Annotated in this window: 16 protein-coding genes and 2 pseudogenes; 2 read left to right on the forward strand and 16 right to left on the reverse strand. The window is 58.9% G+C overall.

The genetic code is table 11. The features are described from left to right. Nucleotide 1: 1 nt before the first annotated feature. The 15 genes from PQR67_RS36570 to PQR67_RS36640 form a co-directional block, all read right to left on the reverse strand. Entirely contained in the window at nt 2-3,223 is a 3,222-nt protein-coding gene (locus PQR67_RS36570) for an efflux RND transporter permease subunit (protein WP_408467661.1), read from the reverse strand. Nucleotides 3,224-3,237: 14 nt separating this feature from the next. Further along, entirely contained in the window at nt 3,238-4,431 is a 1,194-nt protein-coding gene (locus PQR67_RS36575; RefSeq protein ID WP_408467676.1) for an efflux RND transporter periplasmic adaptor subunit, read from the reverse strand. A gap of 83 nt (nt 4,432-4,514) precedes the next feature. Continuing rightward, nucleotides 4,515-4,937, reverse strand: a complete 423-nt coding sequence (locus tag PQR67_RS36580) for a hypothetical protein (protein ID WP_408467662.1) — start codon at nt 4,935-4,937, stop codon at nt 4,515-4,517. 50 nt (nt 4,938-4,987) lie between these two features. Further along, a complete protein-coding gene (locus PQR67_RS36585; RefSeq protein ID WP_408467663.1) occupies nt 4,988-5,464 on the reverse strand; it encodes a YMGG-like glycine zipper-containing protein in 477 nt (158 codons plus the stop codon). Nucleotides 5,465-5,649: 185 nt separating this feature from the next. Continuing rightward, nucleotides 5,650-6,213 (reverse strand): lipid-binding SYLF domain-containing protein, encoded by a 564-nt coding sequence (locus PQR67_RS36590; RefSeq protein WP_408467664.1) that lies wholly within the window; start codon nt 6,211-6,213, stop codon nt 5,650-5,652. 151 nt (nt 6,214-6,364) lie between these two features. Beyond that, nucleotides 6,365-6,742 carry a response regulator transcription factor gene (locus PQR67_RS36595; RefSeq protein WP_408467665.1) on the reverse strand — a complete coding sequence of 126 codons (378 nt, stop codon included), beginning with the start codon at nt 6,740-6,742 and terminating at the stop codon, nt 6,365-6,367. Nucleotides 6,743-6,889: 147 nt separating this feature from the next. Then, the gene (locus PQR67_RS36600; protein ID WP_408467666.1) at nt 6,890-7,525 is read right to left on the reverse strand and encodes a response regulator transcription factor; all 636 of its coding nucleotides are present in this window, start codon (nt 7,523-7,525) and stop codon (nt 6,890-6,892) included. Nucleotides 7,526-7,527: 2 nt separating this feature from the next. Next, complete coding sequence (locus PQR67_RS36605) at nt 7,528-9,072, reverse strand: sensor histidine kinase (protein WP_408467677.1); 1,545 nt, start codon at nt 9,070-9,072, stop codon at nt 7,528-7,530. Between the two features lie 579 nt (nt 9,073-9,651). Then, entirely contained in the window at nt 9,652-9,936 is a 285-nt protein-coding gene (locus tag PQR67_RS36610) for a hypothetical protein (protein WP_408467667.1), read from the reverse strand. A 343-nt stretch (nt 9,937-10,279) separates the two neighbouring features. After that, nucleotides 10,280-11,041: a bestrophin-like domain gene (locus PQR67_RS36615; RefSeq protein WP_408467668.1), complete on the reverse strand. Its 762-nt coding sequence runs from the start codon at nt 11,039-11,041 to the stop codon at nt 10,280-10,282. Nucleotides 11,042-11,141: 100 nt separating this feature from the next. After that, entirely contained in the window at nt 11,142-11,495 is a 354-nt protein-coding gene (locus tag PQR67_RS36620; RefSeq protein WP_408467669.1) for a hypothetical protein, read from the reverse strand. Continuing rightward, nucleotides 11,492-11,929, reverse strand: a complete 438-nt coding sequence (locus tag PQR67_RS36625) for a hypothetical protein (protein WP_408467670.1) — start codon at nt 11,927-11,929, stop codon at nt 11,492-11,494. The genes PQR67_RS36620 and PQR67_RS36625 overlap by 4 nt, the downstream gene beginning before the upstream one ends. Before the next feature lie 49 nt (nt 11,930-11,978). Further along, complete coding sequence (locus PQR67_RS36630; protein WP_408467671.1) at nt 11,979-12,407, reverse strand: DUF2092 domain-containing protein; 429 nt, start codon at nt 12,405-12,407, stop codon at nt 11,979-11,981. Further along, nucleotides 12,292-12,813 (reverse strand): DUF2092 domain-containing protein, encoded by a 522-nt coding sequence (locus PQR67_RS36635; protein ID WP_408467672.1) that lies wholly within the window; start codon nt 12,811-12,813, stop codon nt 12,292-12,294. The genes PQR67_RS36630 and PQR67_RS36635 overlap by 116 nt, the downstream gene beginning before the upstream one ends. Before the next feature lie 46 nt (nt 12,814-12,859). After that, on the reverse strand, nt 12,860-13,156 hold the full coding sequence (locus tag PQR67_RS36640; protein WP_408467673.1) for a hypothetical protein: 297 nt from the start codon (nt 13,154-13,156) through the stop codon (nt 12,860-12,862). A 516-nt stretch (nt 13,157-13,672) separates the two neighbouring features. On the opposite strand from PQR67_RS36640, the pseudogene PQR67_RS36645 reads away from it, so the two are divergent. After that, a pseudogene (locus tag PQR67_RS36645) lies at nt 13,673-14,359 on the forward strand (transposase); the annotation flags it as partial. A gap of 140 nt (nt 14,360-14,499) precedes the next feature. On the opposite strand, the pseudogene PQR67_RS36650 reads toward PQR67_RS36645, so the two are convergent. Then, nucleotides 14,500-15,945: pseudogene (locus tag PQR67_RS36650) on the reverse strand (IS1182 family transposase). A 21-nt stretch (nt 15,946-15,966) separates the two neighbouring features. On the opposite strand from PQR67_RS36650, the gene PQR67_RS36655 reads away from it, so the two are divergent. Then, a partial coding sequence (locus PQR67_RS36655; RefSeq protein ID WP_408467674.1) for an IS66 family transposase occupies nt 15,967-16,416 on the forward strand: 450 nt, incomplete at its 3' end.

The raw sequence follows: 16,416 nt of genomic DNA on the forward strand, positions 1-16,416 counted from the left end.
ATCACACGTCCTCGCGTCGAGCCAGCGGTTTGACGCTCGGGCAGCCCGGGCCCGCACCGAGATCGTGCGGAGGCGGCTCATCGGTCGGCCCCGGTGTCTTCTTGCCGCCGCTTTTCTCCGACATCGTCTCGAGCACGTAGAAGAACATCGGGATGAAGAACACCGCGATGACCGTCGCCCCGAGCATGCCTCCGATCACGCCCGTGCCGATCGAATGACGGCTGTTCGCGGATGCACCGAGTGCAATCGCGAGCGGAACGCAACCGAGAATGAAGGCAAGCGAAGTCATCACGATCGGGCGCAACCGTTCACTCGCCGCCGAAATGGCCGCGTCGTACACGGACTCGCCCGATTCCCGATTCAGCACTGCAAATTCGAAAATCAGAATGGCGTTCTTCGCCGCGAGCGCCACCAGCATGGTGAGGCCGATCTGAAAGTAGACGTCGTTTTCGAGCCCACGCAGCAAGATGGCAAGCAGCGCCCCGAACAACGCAAACGGCACCGCCATCAGCACGCCAAACGGCAGGCTCCACTTTTCGTATTGCGCCGCCAGGATCAGGAACACCATGATCAGGCCGAAGACGAACACCAGCCCCGAGGTCCCGCCCGACTGTCTGGCCTCATACGCTTCCCCACTCCATCCCAGGTTATAGCCGGGCGGCAACACCTGGCTACCCACCTCTTCGATCGCACCAATTACCTCGCCGGAACTGCGACCCGGTGCGGCATTCACGGTCAGTTTCACGGCTGGGAAATTATTGAATCTCGTCACCAGATCCGGGCCGGTCACGTATTTCGAGGTCACCACGGCCTTCAGCGGCACCATGTTGTCGCTCTTGCTGCGCACGTAAATCTGATCGAGATCCAGCGGTGAAAGCCGGTACGACGGCTCGGCCTGCAGGATCACTTGCCATAAGCGGCTCGAACGGTTGAACTGCGACACGTAGAGTGACCCGAACATTGTCTGCATCGCGCTATACACCTCCTCGATCGGCACACCGAGCGTCTCCGACTTGTCACGGTCCACATCGACCAGTAACTGCTGCGCTGAGGCATTGAAGGTTGAGGTAACGCGCCCGAGTTCGGGGCGCTCCTTGGCCTTGGCGACAAAATCCTGCACGACCTGGGCGAGTTGCGGGATGGTCGCGTCGCCTTGCGCCTGGACCCATACCTCCGTCCCACCGGTGGTTCCAAGGCCTGGAATGGAAGGTGGATTGACCGGCAAAATGATCCCCTCTTTGACCTTCGAGAGGGTCTCGTAGGCGTCAACGATCACCGCTCGCGCATTTTGCGTGCGGATATTGGCGAATTTGTAGCGCTCGTCAAAGCTTTTGAAGCCGATAAAAAACGTGCCGGCGTTATTCTTGTTCTGGCTGTCGAGCAGGCTGTAACCGTCAACTGTCGTCACGGTGCTCACGGCCGGCTGCTTCATGAAGTAGTCGGTGACCTTCTGCGATACGTCGCCTGTACGGTCAAGACTCGCGGCATCCGGCATGATGACCGCTCCGAGCAGGTAGCCCTGATCCTCGGGCGGCAGAAATGAGGTTGGAATGGTCTTCATCATCACCACCGCCAGCGCGATCATGCCGACGAGCAGGCACAACGCTACCCCAAAGCGTTTGATGACAAGCTTGACTATATTCGAATAGCTAACCGTCATCCGCGCAAAGGCATTGTCGAACCAGCGAAAGAAACCGCGTTTTTCGTGGTGGCCCGGCTTCAGCAAAAGCGCAGCCAGTGCCGGCGACAGGGTGAGCGCAACAATGCCGGAGAGCACTACCGAAATGGCGATCGTAATGGCGAACTGTTTATACAGTTGCCCGGTGATGCCACCCAGAAACGCAACCGGCACGAACACCGCACACAGCACGAGGACGATGGCAACCACCGGACCCGACACTTCGTCCATGGCGCGCGTGGCTGCCTCTTTGGGACTTAGCTTGTGGACGTTCATGTTGCGCTCGACGTTCTCGATCACCACGATGGCGTCGTCGACCACGATGCCGATCGCCAGCACCATACCGAACAGCGTCAGCATGTTGATCGAAAAGCCGAGGGCCAACATTCCCATGAACGTGCCGACAATCGATACCGGCACCGCAAGTACCGGAATCAACGTCGCGCGCATGCTCTGCAGGAATACGAAGACGACGATCACGACGAGAATCAGCGCTTCGAAAAAGGTATGGATCACGTCCGAAATGGATGCCCGGGTAAAATCCGTGGTGTCCATCGCGATGTCGTAGTCCATCCCTTGAGGGAACTGCTTCTTCATCTCGGTCAGCGCCGCATGCACCTGCTTCGACACGTCCAGCGCGTTGGCTCCGGGTTGCTGATAAACCGCGATGACGGTAGCGGGCTTACCCTGGAACCTGCTGCGAATCGAGTAGTCCTTCTGGCCGAGTTCGGCACGGCCGATGTCTTTGAGACGCACGATTGCCGCATCGCCATTGGCCGCGCGAATGATGATGTTTTCGAACTCTGCGGGGCTCGTCAGCCGCCCGGTCGTGGTGACGGCAAACGACTGTTCAACCGGTACTCCCGTTGGCGACTGGCCAATCCGCCCCACCGCAAACTGCTGGTTCTGATTGGCCACCGCCCTCTGCACATCCGCGGCCGTCACCCCGAGCTGCGCCATGCGATCCGGCTTGAGCCAGATACGCATCGCATAGTCAGGCGTACCGAAGATCGCTGACTGGTTCGCACCAGGAATACGCTTGAGCGCATCGAGCACATAGATATTGGCGTAGTTCGCAATATAGGTCGCGTCGTAACGGTCGCTTGGCGAATAGATCGCAATGACCATCATGAAGGCCGATGACTTCTTCTGCACCTGAATGCCCTGAGACTGCACGGACGAAGGCAGTTGCGGCAACGCCAGATTCACGCGGTTTTGTACATCTACCTGCGCCAGCTCGGGATTGGTGCCGATCTGGAAATAGGCGTTGAGCGTATACACGCCCGTCGATGAACTCGACGAGTTCATGTAGATCATGTTGTCGGCGCCATTGACCTGTTGCTCGATAGGCGCCGCGACATTGTTGGCTACCACGTCCGCACTCGCGCCTGGGTAAGTGGCGGAAATCGTGATTTGGGGCGGTGTAATGTCTGGATACTGCGCGATCGGCAGGCTGACCATCGCGAGCGTGCCACCCAAGGTGATCACGATCGAAATGACGGACGCGAAAATCGGCCGGTCGATGCAAAAGTGGGAAATGTTCATCTCGGGCCGCCCGCCTATCTCGTCACGGGCTGGTTGGACGCCTGGGCCACAAGATGCTGTAACTCCCCGTCCGATGTTACTTTCGCAGCAGCAGGCGTGTTTGCTAACGGTTTCGGTTCCCCGGTTATCTTGAGCGGTGTGTCCGCAATGACGCGAATCGCGCCATCAACGACGACCCGCTCGCCCGCCTGCAGACCATCGGCAATGAACCAGTCGTCACCGTGCCATTCGCCGGTTTCCACGACGCGTTCATGGGCCTTTGAATCGTTGTCGACCACCCAGACAAAATGGCTCTTGGCGCCCTGAAGGACGGCGCGCTGAGGCACGAGGATCGCATTCGGGCGAATCGCACCTGAGACCCGGGCACGTACAAATTGCCCCGGCCGGAGAGTGCCCTTGGGGTTCTCGAACGAAGCTCGCACGAGGAAGGTGCCGGTCTGGGAATTGAACGCGGGGTTCGTGAAGTTGATGTGCCCAACCGAGGGATACAGCGTGCCGTCGGCTAGCACAACGGAGACTTCGAAATCGTTGTTCGCCGGAAAGATCAGCTGCTTTTTCTCGATCTGGTCACGATACCGGAGCAGCTCATTTTCGGAGACACTGAAATTCACCCACATCGGATCGAGCTGATACACATACGTCAGCAGCCCCGCAGCGGTGGCGGTCACATAACTGCCGTCCTGCTGTCGGGCGAAACTCGACAGTCCCGTCAGAGGCGACTTGATCGTCGTATAGCTCAGGTTGAGTTCGGCCGTCTGTACCTGGCCCTGCGCAGCGATCATAGCGGATTCGGCTTCCTTTTCATTGCCCGTCGCATCGTCCAGATCCTTTTGACTCAAAGCGTTCTGTTTCGTAAGCGGGATCACACGGGCAAGATTGGCCTTGGTCACGTAAAGCCGAGCCTGCTGTTGCGCAAGTTGCCCCCTGGCAGTCTGCAGCATGGCCTCGAACGGCTTGGGATCCATCTGGAAGAGCACCTGGCCGGCATGGACGAGCTGGCCCTCGGTATAGACGCGCTTGTCGAGAAAGCCATCGACACGTGCCCGGATCTCCACTTCGCGCGAGCTTTGCGTCTGCGCGGTAAATTCGAAGTCCACCGGCGTGTCGTGTGGCTCAACCTTCATCACGGTCACTTCGACTGCGGGAGTGGGAGGCGCCGCTGGTGCCTTGTGACAGCCGGCACAAAGCACGATAGCTGCAAAGGCCATCGCTATATTTTGATCGGCAAGTGGGCGCGGTGTGAGTCGTTGCAACCAGGAATTGAGCGGCAGGCATTTCATGGCATCACCCGTCACGGCAGATTTGGCGTGCAAGCGCCGAACAACATATAGGCGTCTTCCCGATTGACAAGCGAAAGGGTCATCGTGCCATCGGCCGTGTCAAGCGCGATCACCCACGCGAAGCCGAGTTCCATACCTTGAAGCAGAAGCTGACCGGCGCCCGCTTCCATGAAGCGAATGGGTGTCGTGCGCGCTGGCCCAACTACGGTCTTCCTTGAGAAGTCGATGCGCAGGAATTGCGGCACGCCCAGGTCAGCCGGCAATTTCCTCTCGCAGACCTGCCCTGGATCGCACGAGTGCGCGTCGATCGTGGCGCATAGCAGTGGCTTGCTGCCATCGAAGTCGGCCCCCCATGCGGACGCGCAAGTCGCACATGCTGCGCAGCAGAGCCATACGGTTGCCCACATCGTTCGAGCTGTTATCGTCGTCGCCATGTCCAGATCCCTCGCTGACCGGTCCTGTAACCACGTTTTTTGACTCTCAACTACTGAACCGTGTATCCCCGGCCCGTCATGCAAGCTCCCACCGCCCGGTTGAAGGTCGCCATCTCCTGCGCGACCTGTTGCTGTCCTCCTTGTTGCTGCGCGGCCGCAGCCTGGTTCATGCGCCGCTGGCGCAGCCCGCCAGCCGCCGTCCCTGTTACCGCGCCGATCGCAGCGCCTTTGCCGGCATTACCGGCAATCGCACCAACCGCAGCGCCAAGCGCGGCCCCGCCGGCAGCGCCCTTGATCGCTCCGCCTTGCTGCTGCGGAGGACCGCCTTGTGTGGTGGATTGCTGGGCGATTGCTACTGGATCGACGCCCGTCGTCTGCTTTGCCCACAGCTGGCATTCCGCGGTGTCCGTGTTTTGCTTCTGAGGACTCTGCCCTTTGGCCGGATAGATGATGGGCTGCTGCGCGGCGGCTGCGAAGCTCAGCGCCCACACCATCAGGCCGATTGGGAGTCGCTGCATTCGTTGCATGGATTGAGCACCTCAATGTTCTACGGTCGAACTGGTCACTGGAGATCTGCGAGATGCGCGAAGGATTTCCTGGTTACCTCGCAAGGACTCCTGATCGCGCGTCCAGCGCGGCGTACATCACCGAGGCGATTCGCGTAAGAGCATCGTTCGCTATTGCTTATTGCTGCGCGCAGATATTGCGCACTTCACTGGTCTTCAAACTTAACGATCCTCTGCCCCTGAATGCCCAGACCCGCCATCAAGCCCTGCTGGCCAAAAATGATCGCAAAGACATCGGATTGCATAGTCGTAGTTGTCATCGATTTGGCCGTCCCCGCATCCACCACCACGACGCTCGGTCCCACACCAACGGACAATCCGGTGCCGCTCGTGAGCGACGTGATTGCCGCGTCGGTCATCAAAAACATCGCCTCCGAAAAGGTTTGTGCACCAGCTTGCAGCCCGTATGAAGCCCCGCGCGCTCTGTAGTAACCAAGGATCGTGCCGTCCGGACCAAACATCACGCCCTTTCCACCTTGCGCACCGACCAGGAACCCGGCCTTGACGATGTCCGGAAACACGACGACGGCTTTCATCTTTGCCTGGAGCTCCTTTGATCTCGGCGTAGTGTCGTATAGTGTCTGCAGCGCCTGACGTGCTTTCACCTCTAACTCGGGGTCCCCTCCATTGGCAACGGTCGGGTTCGTCGAACACGCCATGCCAATCAGCAAGAGGGGAATGGCGAGGATAAACCGAAGGTACCTGATCATGATGCGTGCTCCATTCAGAAATTGACATCACGGTATGAAACGCATTTCCGCCTCAAATTCTCGGCGGGTTACGTCAATGGTGGTATCGGTGTCCCGTTAAAGCAATTGGACTTTGGTCCAATAGATCCTTCAGTTGCGCCTCGATGAGGCGCTAAGACATGTCAAGGATCGCACGCACAGTCTTGATAAGAAGCTCGTCACCAAAGGGTTTGCGCAGGTACGCAACGGCACCGGCAACAAGCGCCTGTTCACGTACACCTATCTCGTCGTGGGCCGTGATGAAAATGATGGGCATACCCGTACCCGTCAGGCGCCGCTGGACCTCCAGTCCATTCAGGCCCGGCATCTGAACATCGAGAATCACACAAGCCGGTTGATATGACGGCACGGACGACAGAGCTTCAAGAAAAGCATCTCCACTCGAAAAGGAGTCCGATGCTACGCCGATGGAACGCAACAGTCGCTTGATCGCCCGGCTCACCGACTCATCGTCATCCACGACGACAATAAATGGTTTAGTTTTGACCATTGTGAAAGTCCGGTGGCATGGATACACGAGTACTCGCCTACCCCAGCCATCAGACTAGGGGACACGACCGGATTGTGGTATTGGACTTTGGTCCTGTAGGCCCGCCTTGGCCGTAGCCGCCGCGGCGGGACCGCACAGGACAAGCAGTCAGGCAGACGGACGATTGTCGCCATCGGAAAGAACGTCGACCCTGTCGATGATATGGATCAGTTGCGCGAGCGATGTGACCTCCATCTTCGTCATCACCTGCGCCCGATGGGCCTTGATCGTCTTCTCGGCAGTGCCCAGTTCACCCGCCACCTGCTTGTTCAGGCGCCCGGTGACGACCAATGCCATGACTTCGCGTTCGCGAGGGGTCAGCCGGTTGTAGCGCTGACGCACCGTATCACGCTCGCAGCGGCTTGCGAAGCGCTGCTTGGCGGACTCGAGTGCGAACTCGATCGCCCGTAGCAAGTCTTCATCGCATACCGGCTTGGTCAGAAAGTCCGTGGCCCCAGCCTTCATGGCGCGCACAGTCATGCCGATATCGCCGTGGCCCGTTAGAAAGATGATCGGCAACGTGGCGTCAATCTGGTGTTGCAATTGCAGACCATCGAGGTCCGGCAATTGGACGTCCAGCACCAGACACGCGGGCCGCGCGTCCACATCGACTTCCCCTAGAAACTCGCGGGCCGAGGCGAATACTTCGACAGAATGGCCAGCTGAGCGAATCAATCTGGCCAACGCGCGACGGACTGAATCGTCATCGTCGACAACGAACACAAGCGTTTCTGGCTCACGCATGGCTAGCACCGCGACTTCGGGTCCCCTGCATCGTTTCCAATAGGTAACGTCACATAGAACGTCGCGCCTCGATCAAGATTGTTTTCGGCCCAAATCCGGCCACCGTGTAGTTCCACGATGGACCGGCTGATCGACAGTCCGAGCCCCAGGCCGTGGGGTTTGGACGTATAGAACGGCTTAAAGATCGTATCGAGCTTGCCTACCGTCAGTCCATGCCCACAGTCGCGCACTGCGATGCGAGCTATGTCGTCACCCTGGCGCGTCAGTTCTACCCATACCACCCGTTCCTGTGGCGCCACCTGACTCATCGCATCAAATGCGTTTAACAAGAGGTTCAGTGCAACCTGCTGCAACTGCACCTTGTCGGCGCATACGGCCGGCACATCGTCAGAGATTTCGAGCGTCACGCGTGTCTCGCGCACGATCGCATCGGTATGCAGAAGAAAAACCGCATCGCGAAGCACCGTGGCGAGATCGAGAGGGACCAACTCCTTGTCGACCTTTTTGACCGTCGCCCGAATGCGCCGCAGGACCTCACTGGCACGGTAGTCATCCTGAACGATGTCGTTCAATATCTCGCGCACCTCCGCCACGTCAACCGGATCGGTTGCCATAAAGCGCTGCGCTGCTTGCACATTGCTCAGAATCGCCGTGAGCGGCTGATTCAGCTCATGAGCGAGGGATCCGGCCAACTCTCCCATCGTCGAAACGCGGGTCAGGTGGGCGAGATCTTGCTGGTTACGCTGGAGCTCGTAATGATCAGACCTGTCCTCGACAAAAACGAGGGTCGACGCGTCATCCTGAAAGGACGATCGCCTGACGACGATTTGGACTGGAAATTCTGCGCCCTGCTTGCGTCGGGCCACAGCGCGGCACGCCGATTCAGACGGCCGGCCCGGTGAACCGGAGGGAAATCCATTGCGGCACAAGGGGCAGCGTGGATCATCGAGCTCGGCAACGAGTAAGGAGACCGGCTTGCCGATCATTATGCCGTCCTCGTAACCAAACAGGATTTCCGCTCGCTCGTTGGTTGCCACAACTTCGCCACGGCTGTCCAGCATGAAAACGCCAAGCGGCAACGATTGCCATAGGTCCCGAAAGCCATCAAGGAGGCTGTCGCGCGAAGCCCGCGTCTGTGTGACACGCTCATTGTCTGGACCCGGACCTCGATGAGCTGATAGCGCTCGCTGAACGGCCCGGAGCGTCGCCATATGGCGCCTCCCGGCAACGGGAGGCCTGGCGTGATGCACGCCCGGCGGCGCCTTATGAAGCGGGTCTTTGATACCTGTCTGGCCGAACTCCACGGAATTGTCCCGCGGGATGTGCGGCCCGTTCGGCCTGCCGAAAAGTTCGACTATCCAGGCTAGCCGCCTGGTATGTATCCTGGTTCCGCGAGAGTGCGGACTCGACCCGCCTGCAGGTTGATCGGGTAACTCGGCCTGTCCGCATCCGCCACCTGGCAGTTCAGTCCGACCGCGCTGCATAAGCGACATGAGCAGCCACACGATGACGGCGGCTTGCGCAAACACAATTGCCGGAAATACCATGTTCACGACAAATCTCTCCTGAGTCTGGCCATACTCAAAGGACTGTATTGCACATAAAAATGCGATGCGTTTATGGTAAACACCGTGAACGACATGTTGTGAGCAGCTACTTCCAAATGCCAATTGCAACGGTGGTGCGCCGATCTGGATTTCGACAGAAACGCCAGCAGATTTCAGCCTGCCTAATTAAGGAGAGGCGGACGTAGGAACGCATGCAGTTGATGCATGCAGCTAGAGCAACTGCGCGTGGAGTGCTGGTCTTATTTTGTCAACCGTTGCCGTTTTCAAAACGGCGCTCTGCATTACCAGAACTGCACCGTAACGTTAAGCATGCTGCTAACGCAAAACATTCGTTTAACGAAATTTAATTGGAGGTCTGTATTACATACGTTTCCATTTTACTTGTCGATACCAATAAGGAAAACAGATTTTTGGCAAATTTTACTTCATCACGCGTCCTTTGCAGCCCTACGTGAAATGGAGGTTGGCGTTTGATCGTCGAATGTACGCAACCTTACGTTTACCCATTCCAACCTGGGACACTCAAGGTCCTCACCGGTGGAGCCGATCAGTCTTGCGCTAATTGCAACCGCGGCTGTTGGCTGTTCTATAACAGGTCTTTCCACTCGGGCTTTTATACACACCGTTGCCGTTCTTCGTCTTGGCTTCGCCACCCCTGCTGGTCTGCGTCGTCGTCACACCCGCCTGATTTTTCTGGGCTTTCCACGCGTTTCCGGTGTTCGCGTTATATCCGCCTGCAGTTTGTCCATTGCCGCACGCAGCGGCGCCGCGGCCGTTGGTGGCACACTCTGCGAATGCGCCTGAAGAGAGCAGCATGCACACCAACATCACTAGCATCTTCATGACCGTCTCCGTTGCGTCCGGCACGTAGTCAGGTTGTCGCGCTGGTACGCCTCCAATGCTAGGCATATTCGACGGGGGGCGCATTGGACCTTAGTCCTATAGCTGGGCGTCGCAACGCTCCTCACTATCCAGCTATCGGAAGGCAATTCGCACGATCCTGAACACAGTTCCACTGGCGGCACAGTTAGCCGCGAATCTCGCCTGGTCATGAGGGCTCATCACAGGCATCGGCGGCGATTTCCAGACGGTCACCCTTGCGCTCCAATCCCACTGGTTTACCCGCTGAACCGCAGCCGACGCATTCGCCGCCCATATACTCTGTACTGCGTCAAGTCGCGGCTGGTTATTGGCCGAGCATGACAAGCGCATCGCGCATTGGTGCAAGCGAAACGGTGAACACGCCATCGAGCGGCGTGTTCAGTTCGAGAATCAGGAATATGGCTCCACACGTGGATAACGCCCCCAAAACCAGCGCGGCAATCACGGTGCCGTTGGGCGGGGCGAACAAGCCGAAAGCGCCAAATATGATTGACAGCCACACGACCAGCGCTACCAGCAGTGGCATAGGAATCGAGCCCTGCGCTTGTAGTAATGTCAGCCAGCGCACGGCCAACACTTCGTCGGCAATTTGAACGGCGCGTGCCTGCAGCCGATGCTGCAACGGGCTCTGTGGCGTAAGCGCCTCCAGTTCGCGTTGCAGTTCCTCCACGCGGTTAATCGCCTCTGTGCTTCCCAGTCGCTTCATCTGCGCAGCGTTGCCGGAAGCAAGTATCTGAATCGAGGCGGCATAACTCTGCTTGATGTGGCCACGCACCTCCTGCGTTTCGGGCCCGTATCGGGCCAGCACGCGATCAAGCAGGACGATGCTCGCGGCGTTGTGCACCAGCTCGTTGTTTACTGCGTCGAATGAGCTTTTCGCCGACGAAATCAGCAAGCCAAGCACGAGTGCCGCCATCGTAGCGATCAATCCGGTTGCCAGTTTGACGACGCTCGTGGAATCATCACCCAGATGGTCCCGCGGCACCACGGCGCGCAGATGCGAACCAAGCAGCGCGCTGCCAAATACACACGCAAACACGATCCCGGCGATGGCGAGGTGGTTCAACGTCCAATCCTCCGTCTCAGACTGCAAACATGCGCCAAAGGCTGTCCCAATCCAATGGGGCAGCCGGGTAAAGCAACCACGTCTGCTGACTGAGCGCGTTTCACGGCGCGGCTACGACGCGGTAGAAAACACCATTTGCGCCGTAGGCGGGTTGGAACCACGTATTGCCACATAGGTAGTAGGTGCCGCCGTGAACCGACGGTGAGATGCATCCGGTGGGCAGCACCGCGTAGATCGCACCGGGCGCAAACGAGGTATTGACAGTGGCCGATTGAGGAGGCGCCGTTGTCGCTCCGGCGACGTAGCCTGCGTTATATGCGTTCGCAGCAACGGCGGTGTTGTGGGCCCAAACCACCGCCGCGCCGGCCACCACACCGACGGCGACACCTGCTGCCGCAGCCCCCGCCGTGGACCAGCCGCCGCAGTTGTAGCAGCTCGATCCATACGTATTCACTGCGACGGGGGATGGTACGCGGGGTACCTGGCGCCATAGTATGCGCTGTGGTACGCGGTCGCGCCGGAGGCGCTGGTGTAGGTCGAATAACCGGAACCAGTCCCGTGACTCGCCGTGCCACCATAGGCGTTGGTGGCGGTCGTTCCCTGTCCGTAGGTATGCGTCGCCGTGCCGCCGTAGTGATTGGTCGCGGTCGTTTGACCTGAGCCTTGCGCGTGCGTCGCCGTATCACCGTAGCGACCGGTCGCGGTCGTGCCTTGCCCGTAGGTGTGCGTTGCGCTGCCACCCATGGCGTCGGTGCGGGTCGTCGAGCCCGAGCCTTCAGCATGCGACGTACTGCCTCCGTAAACGTTGGCATGGGACCACGCCCCGGCCGGCCCGGTGACGAGCGCCGGAATCAGCATTGCCGCGAAGCACATGAGGGCTTTCTTCATGATGCGTCTCCTCATTGAGTCCCGATTGGCCTGTCCCCAGGCGGCGGTTTCATGGCCGGCGCACCGCTCGCTTCGGGCGCGCAAACGCAATGCGTGCCGCACCGGCAGCTTTGGTCGCAACGAAGGCATCTGCCGGCAACGAGTTATCCAGTTGCCAATTGGAGAGTTCCAGCACATGACGCAGTCGGGCGTGATCGTTGAGGTAGATGGCATAGATACGGCGCGGGAGCTTATCGTCGGTGCCGAACCAGATCTGCACGAAGACGTCCCCGGTGACATACGCCACCATGTCGGTGGTGGTGCCGCCGACGACGCTCGATTGCCCCACGTAGAAGGCGATCTTCAGCCCCTCGGCGAGGTCCTTATAGGGATCTGCGACGATCACGTCGGTAAACGGGAAATAGATCGCCCCGGTATCGAAGGCGACGCGTAGTGCCTCGTCGATGGTGGGGGGTGGGGGGCGCGTCGGCAACCGCAACCAGATTCTCCTTTGGCGCAAACGCGGTCATGGTCTTGCCGTCGTAATAGAACTCCGATGGCGGCCCATCACCGAGGGTGAGGACCTTGAGCTTGTCCGGGCGTTGTACCGTCACCTCGGACTGGGTGGAATAGACCAGCGGCAGACCAAGGCGGCTCGGACTCTCATAGGAGACGACCGCCGTGAAGGACATGGTGTTGGCCGCGGCAAGGCGCGCGCACGCCGCTTTAAGAATCTCAATCGCATGAGGTTCAAGTCCGCCCTGGAACGCCGGCGCGACAGACTTCATTGTGTGCTTCACCGGCGCTTTCGGCGGATGCTGAGTTGTTTGGGCGTTGCCATTGAGGGCCAGACACGAGCCCAATACCACGACGGCCAGTCTCCACTTCAATTTCTCGCAGGTCATCGCAACCTCGATGAATATTTCTGATTAGCAATGCCTGGGTCGTTAATCACGGAATCATGCCGCATTCAAACATCTTGTCGGCAATCGGAGCCGCCACCCTGGCGATAAAGGCGGCGCGCATCTGCGGGTCGCCCTGCAGCACCTGGACAGCCTGCTGCTCTCGCGGGGATTTTGGGCGCCCCTGTTTTGCGGCCCGCTCCTGCCACAGCTGCTCACAGGAGGATTGCTGGTACCGTTGCACAAGCCTGTCGGCGACCGCGTCCATCATCGGGTATTGAGCGGCCGCGACACCCGCACGCAGTAACGCCACCACCGCTGCAAACACAAGTAGAGGCTTGTTCATGGATGGCCCTCGTATCGTCATCAAACGTTCTTCACTCAGCAACCGGCCGGAATGAGTGCTTTCGTGTGCGCAATCTCGCTGTTGAGCCCTTGGCGCTGCCGTCTACGGACGCAGCCTCAACCGTACTGCCCAACAAGCACACTAGGTGAACAACACGCATACCGGTATTAGACCTTGGTCCAATACGTGTAACGCTTCAATGCGCAGATCAAATAGGACCAAGGTCCCATTGCCGGAGCGTCGCCAGCGGTCTACTTTCCAGGCACAGGGGAACAGGGAAGACCATGCGTAGCCCAGGAATGCGAATCAAAATGTCGACACGTGCGCTGGCGCTTGCGCTCTCCATGATGTCCGCTGGCGCTCGTGCGGGGCAGGACCCGGGCTGGCCGCGTGAGATCACAAAAGACGACGCAACGCTCATCTACTATCAACCGCAGATCGACGAATGGAAGGACTTCAAGGAAATCAGCGGTCGTATGGCGATCAGCGTAACGCCACGTGGCGGCAAGCCTCGGGTACCGTCGCGAACTGTTCAGCGCGAAAAGCGAAGCACGGGATTCCGACCAACCCGGACTGTTCAACGAAGCCGAAGCACTCGGCGCGGGCAGCGCGCCCGCGCAGGAAGACACGTCAGAAACGACGGTCGCCGCGTACACGCGCAAGCGGCGCGGTCACCGCAAGCCGCTCGATCCCAACCTGCCGCGCGAGTTCGTGCGCCACGAACTGTCCGAAGCCGAACGCTTCTGTGCGAACGACGGTCATGCGCTCGTCGAGATCGGCGTAGAGATAAGCGAGCAGCTCGATGTGATCCCGGAGCAACTTCGCGTGCTCCAGCACCAGCGCGTCAAATATGCCTGTCCGTGCTGCGATCTGGGCATCAAGGTCACGCCAGCGCCGCCGCGTATCATTCCGCGTGGGCTGCTGAGTGAATCGGCGCTTGGATGGATCGCCACCGGAAAATATCAGTTCGGAATGCCGCTATACCGTCAGGCCGGACTGCTACGTCGCTTCGGCGGCGACATCTCGTCCAACACCATTGCCGCGAGCATGGTAGGCGTCGGTCTGGCGACGCAGCCGGTGATCAACCTGATGCGTGATGCGCTGCTCGATGCGGATCTGGTCTACTGCGACGAGACAACATTCCAGGTCCTGAAGGAGAAGGGGCGCAAACCCCAGACGAAGAGTTGCCTCTGGTCGCAGATGACCGAGGCTGTGTGGAAACGCGTATTTCGGGGGGCGTAGCGGCTGCACAGCGACGCGACAGGGTAGCGCAATTTATTTCCAGCCCAAGGCACGCTCTTTATCACGGCCGCCAGAATCACATAGAAACACCTCTCGGTGCTTCATGCGCCAGCCAGTCTCATTGCTTTTAGCGTCTTTGCAATGCCCAATATCTTGATGACCCGTTTGAGGTTGTACGCAAGAACATGAAGGCTCATCTCCGTACTCACCCGCTCAAGCGAGCGAGTAAGGAAGTGAGTTGAGCCCATTCAGTGCTTCAGCGTACCGAACACGTGCTCGACCGTGCGTCGTCGAACTGTCATCGCGTCGGGCCACCGGTCGAGGCGACGTTGCATGGCTTCCAGTACTTCTTCTTGCTCCCATCGACGAATGCGACGATATGGGCTTGGCGAACATTGTTCTTTCAGAGGGCAACGGGGGCAGGCACTGGTCCAGTGCACCCGTAGATTTAATCCTTGGTGGCCCGTCGGGAATCGATAGATCGCACGCTGGCCCGCCGGACATTTGTATTCGTCGTCTTTCGCGATGTAGACGAAGTCGGTTTTTGTGAAGAGACCTTTTTTCCGCGATGCGGAGGTAAGCGGTTTGGGCACATAAGCCGCGATGCCAGCTGTATCACAGGCGAGAATTTCCAGACCACTGAAGTAGCCACGATCGGCCAGCACCTTTAGTTCAGGCTTGCCCATTGCGGAGCTTGTGGCCAACGCCATCCTGCTGAGTTGCCCGTGATCGTTGCCAACATTAGTCACCTCGTGCTCAACGATCAGGTGATGTTTCGCGTCAACGGCAGCCTGTACGTTGTAGCCAACCGTGCCTGTGCCCTTACCATTGCTGGTCATCGAACGCGAGTCCGGGTCCGTCAGCGACAGTTGCGCGTCAGTCTGCTGCTTCAGTTGCTCCTTGACCTCGTGAAGGTCTCGCATCTGCTGCCGCAATCTCGCGATCTTCTCTTTCAGGCGCGTCGTCTTTGCTTCAAGTCCCGGAGCATGCGTTCGGTCGGCGGTCTCTATCGCATCAAGGTAGCGCTGAATGCTTTCCTCGATCTGCTGGCGACGTCCCTCGATCTTGCCAGCCGTGAAGTTTCTGTCCCGGCTGTTCACGGCCTTGAATTTGCTGCCATCGATCGCCACTAGTGCCTGCGAGAACAGCTTGAGTTCGCGGCAGATCTCCACGAAGCGTCTGCGCACGTTGCGGATGGCCGGACCGTTGTCGCGACGGAAGTCGGCAATAGTTTTAAAGTCTGGCGCCAGGCGGCCAGTCAACCACATCAACTCGACGTTGCGCTGACATTCGTGCTCAAGGCGTCGGCTGGACTGGATCCGGTTGAGATACCCGTAGATATAGATCTTGAGCATCTCGCCGGGATAGTATGAGGGGCGGCCTGTGATCGCCGGCGTGACGCCTTTGAAACCGAGAGCCGGAAGGTCCAATTCGTCGACGAAGGCATCTACTACTCTGACCGTGTTGTCCTGTCCAATGTAGTCGTCAACGCATTCTGGAAGCAGCGCGACCTGCTTACGGTCATCACCCTCAACGAATCGCTTCATGAGTCACCTGGCCTGAACGCGTTGGTTCAGTTTAGGCGATCAATGCGTTTTCACACAGCCTCGACCGATTCGGGACATCCGGTCCGCTGCGTCACATGCACGCCCGGACGCGGCGCGCAGCTGGTCGATAAACTGTTCATGGGTATCCGCAAGGGCGCAGTCCTGATGACCGATGGCTATGAACCCTATAACGGCATCGCCGAACGATACCAGCTCGTGCATCTTGGATGCTGGGTTCACTGTCGGCGCTACTTCGTCAAGGCAGAAGAAAATGTGCCCAAAGCTGCGCGTTCGCGCGATCTGCTGGCCACGCGCTTCATCAAGCTGATCGGAAAGTTGTTCGCGGCCGAGGCACGCACTGCGAAACGAGAAGCCAACCAGCGACAGCGATTGCGACGGCGCTACAGCGCACGTGTGCTCGACGCCATTCACGATCTGATGCTCGAACAATCACCCGGCGTCGTGCCCAAC

It is taken from the genome of Paraburkholderia fungorum (assembly GCF_046026025.1).
Taxonomy (GTDB): Bacteria; Pseudomonadota; Gammaproteobacteria; order Burkholderiales; family Burkholderiaceae; genus Paraburkholderia; species Paraburkholderia fungorum_E.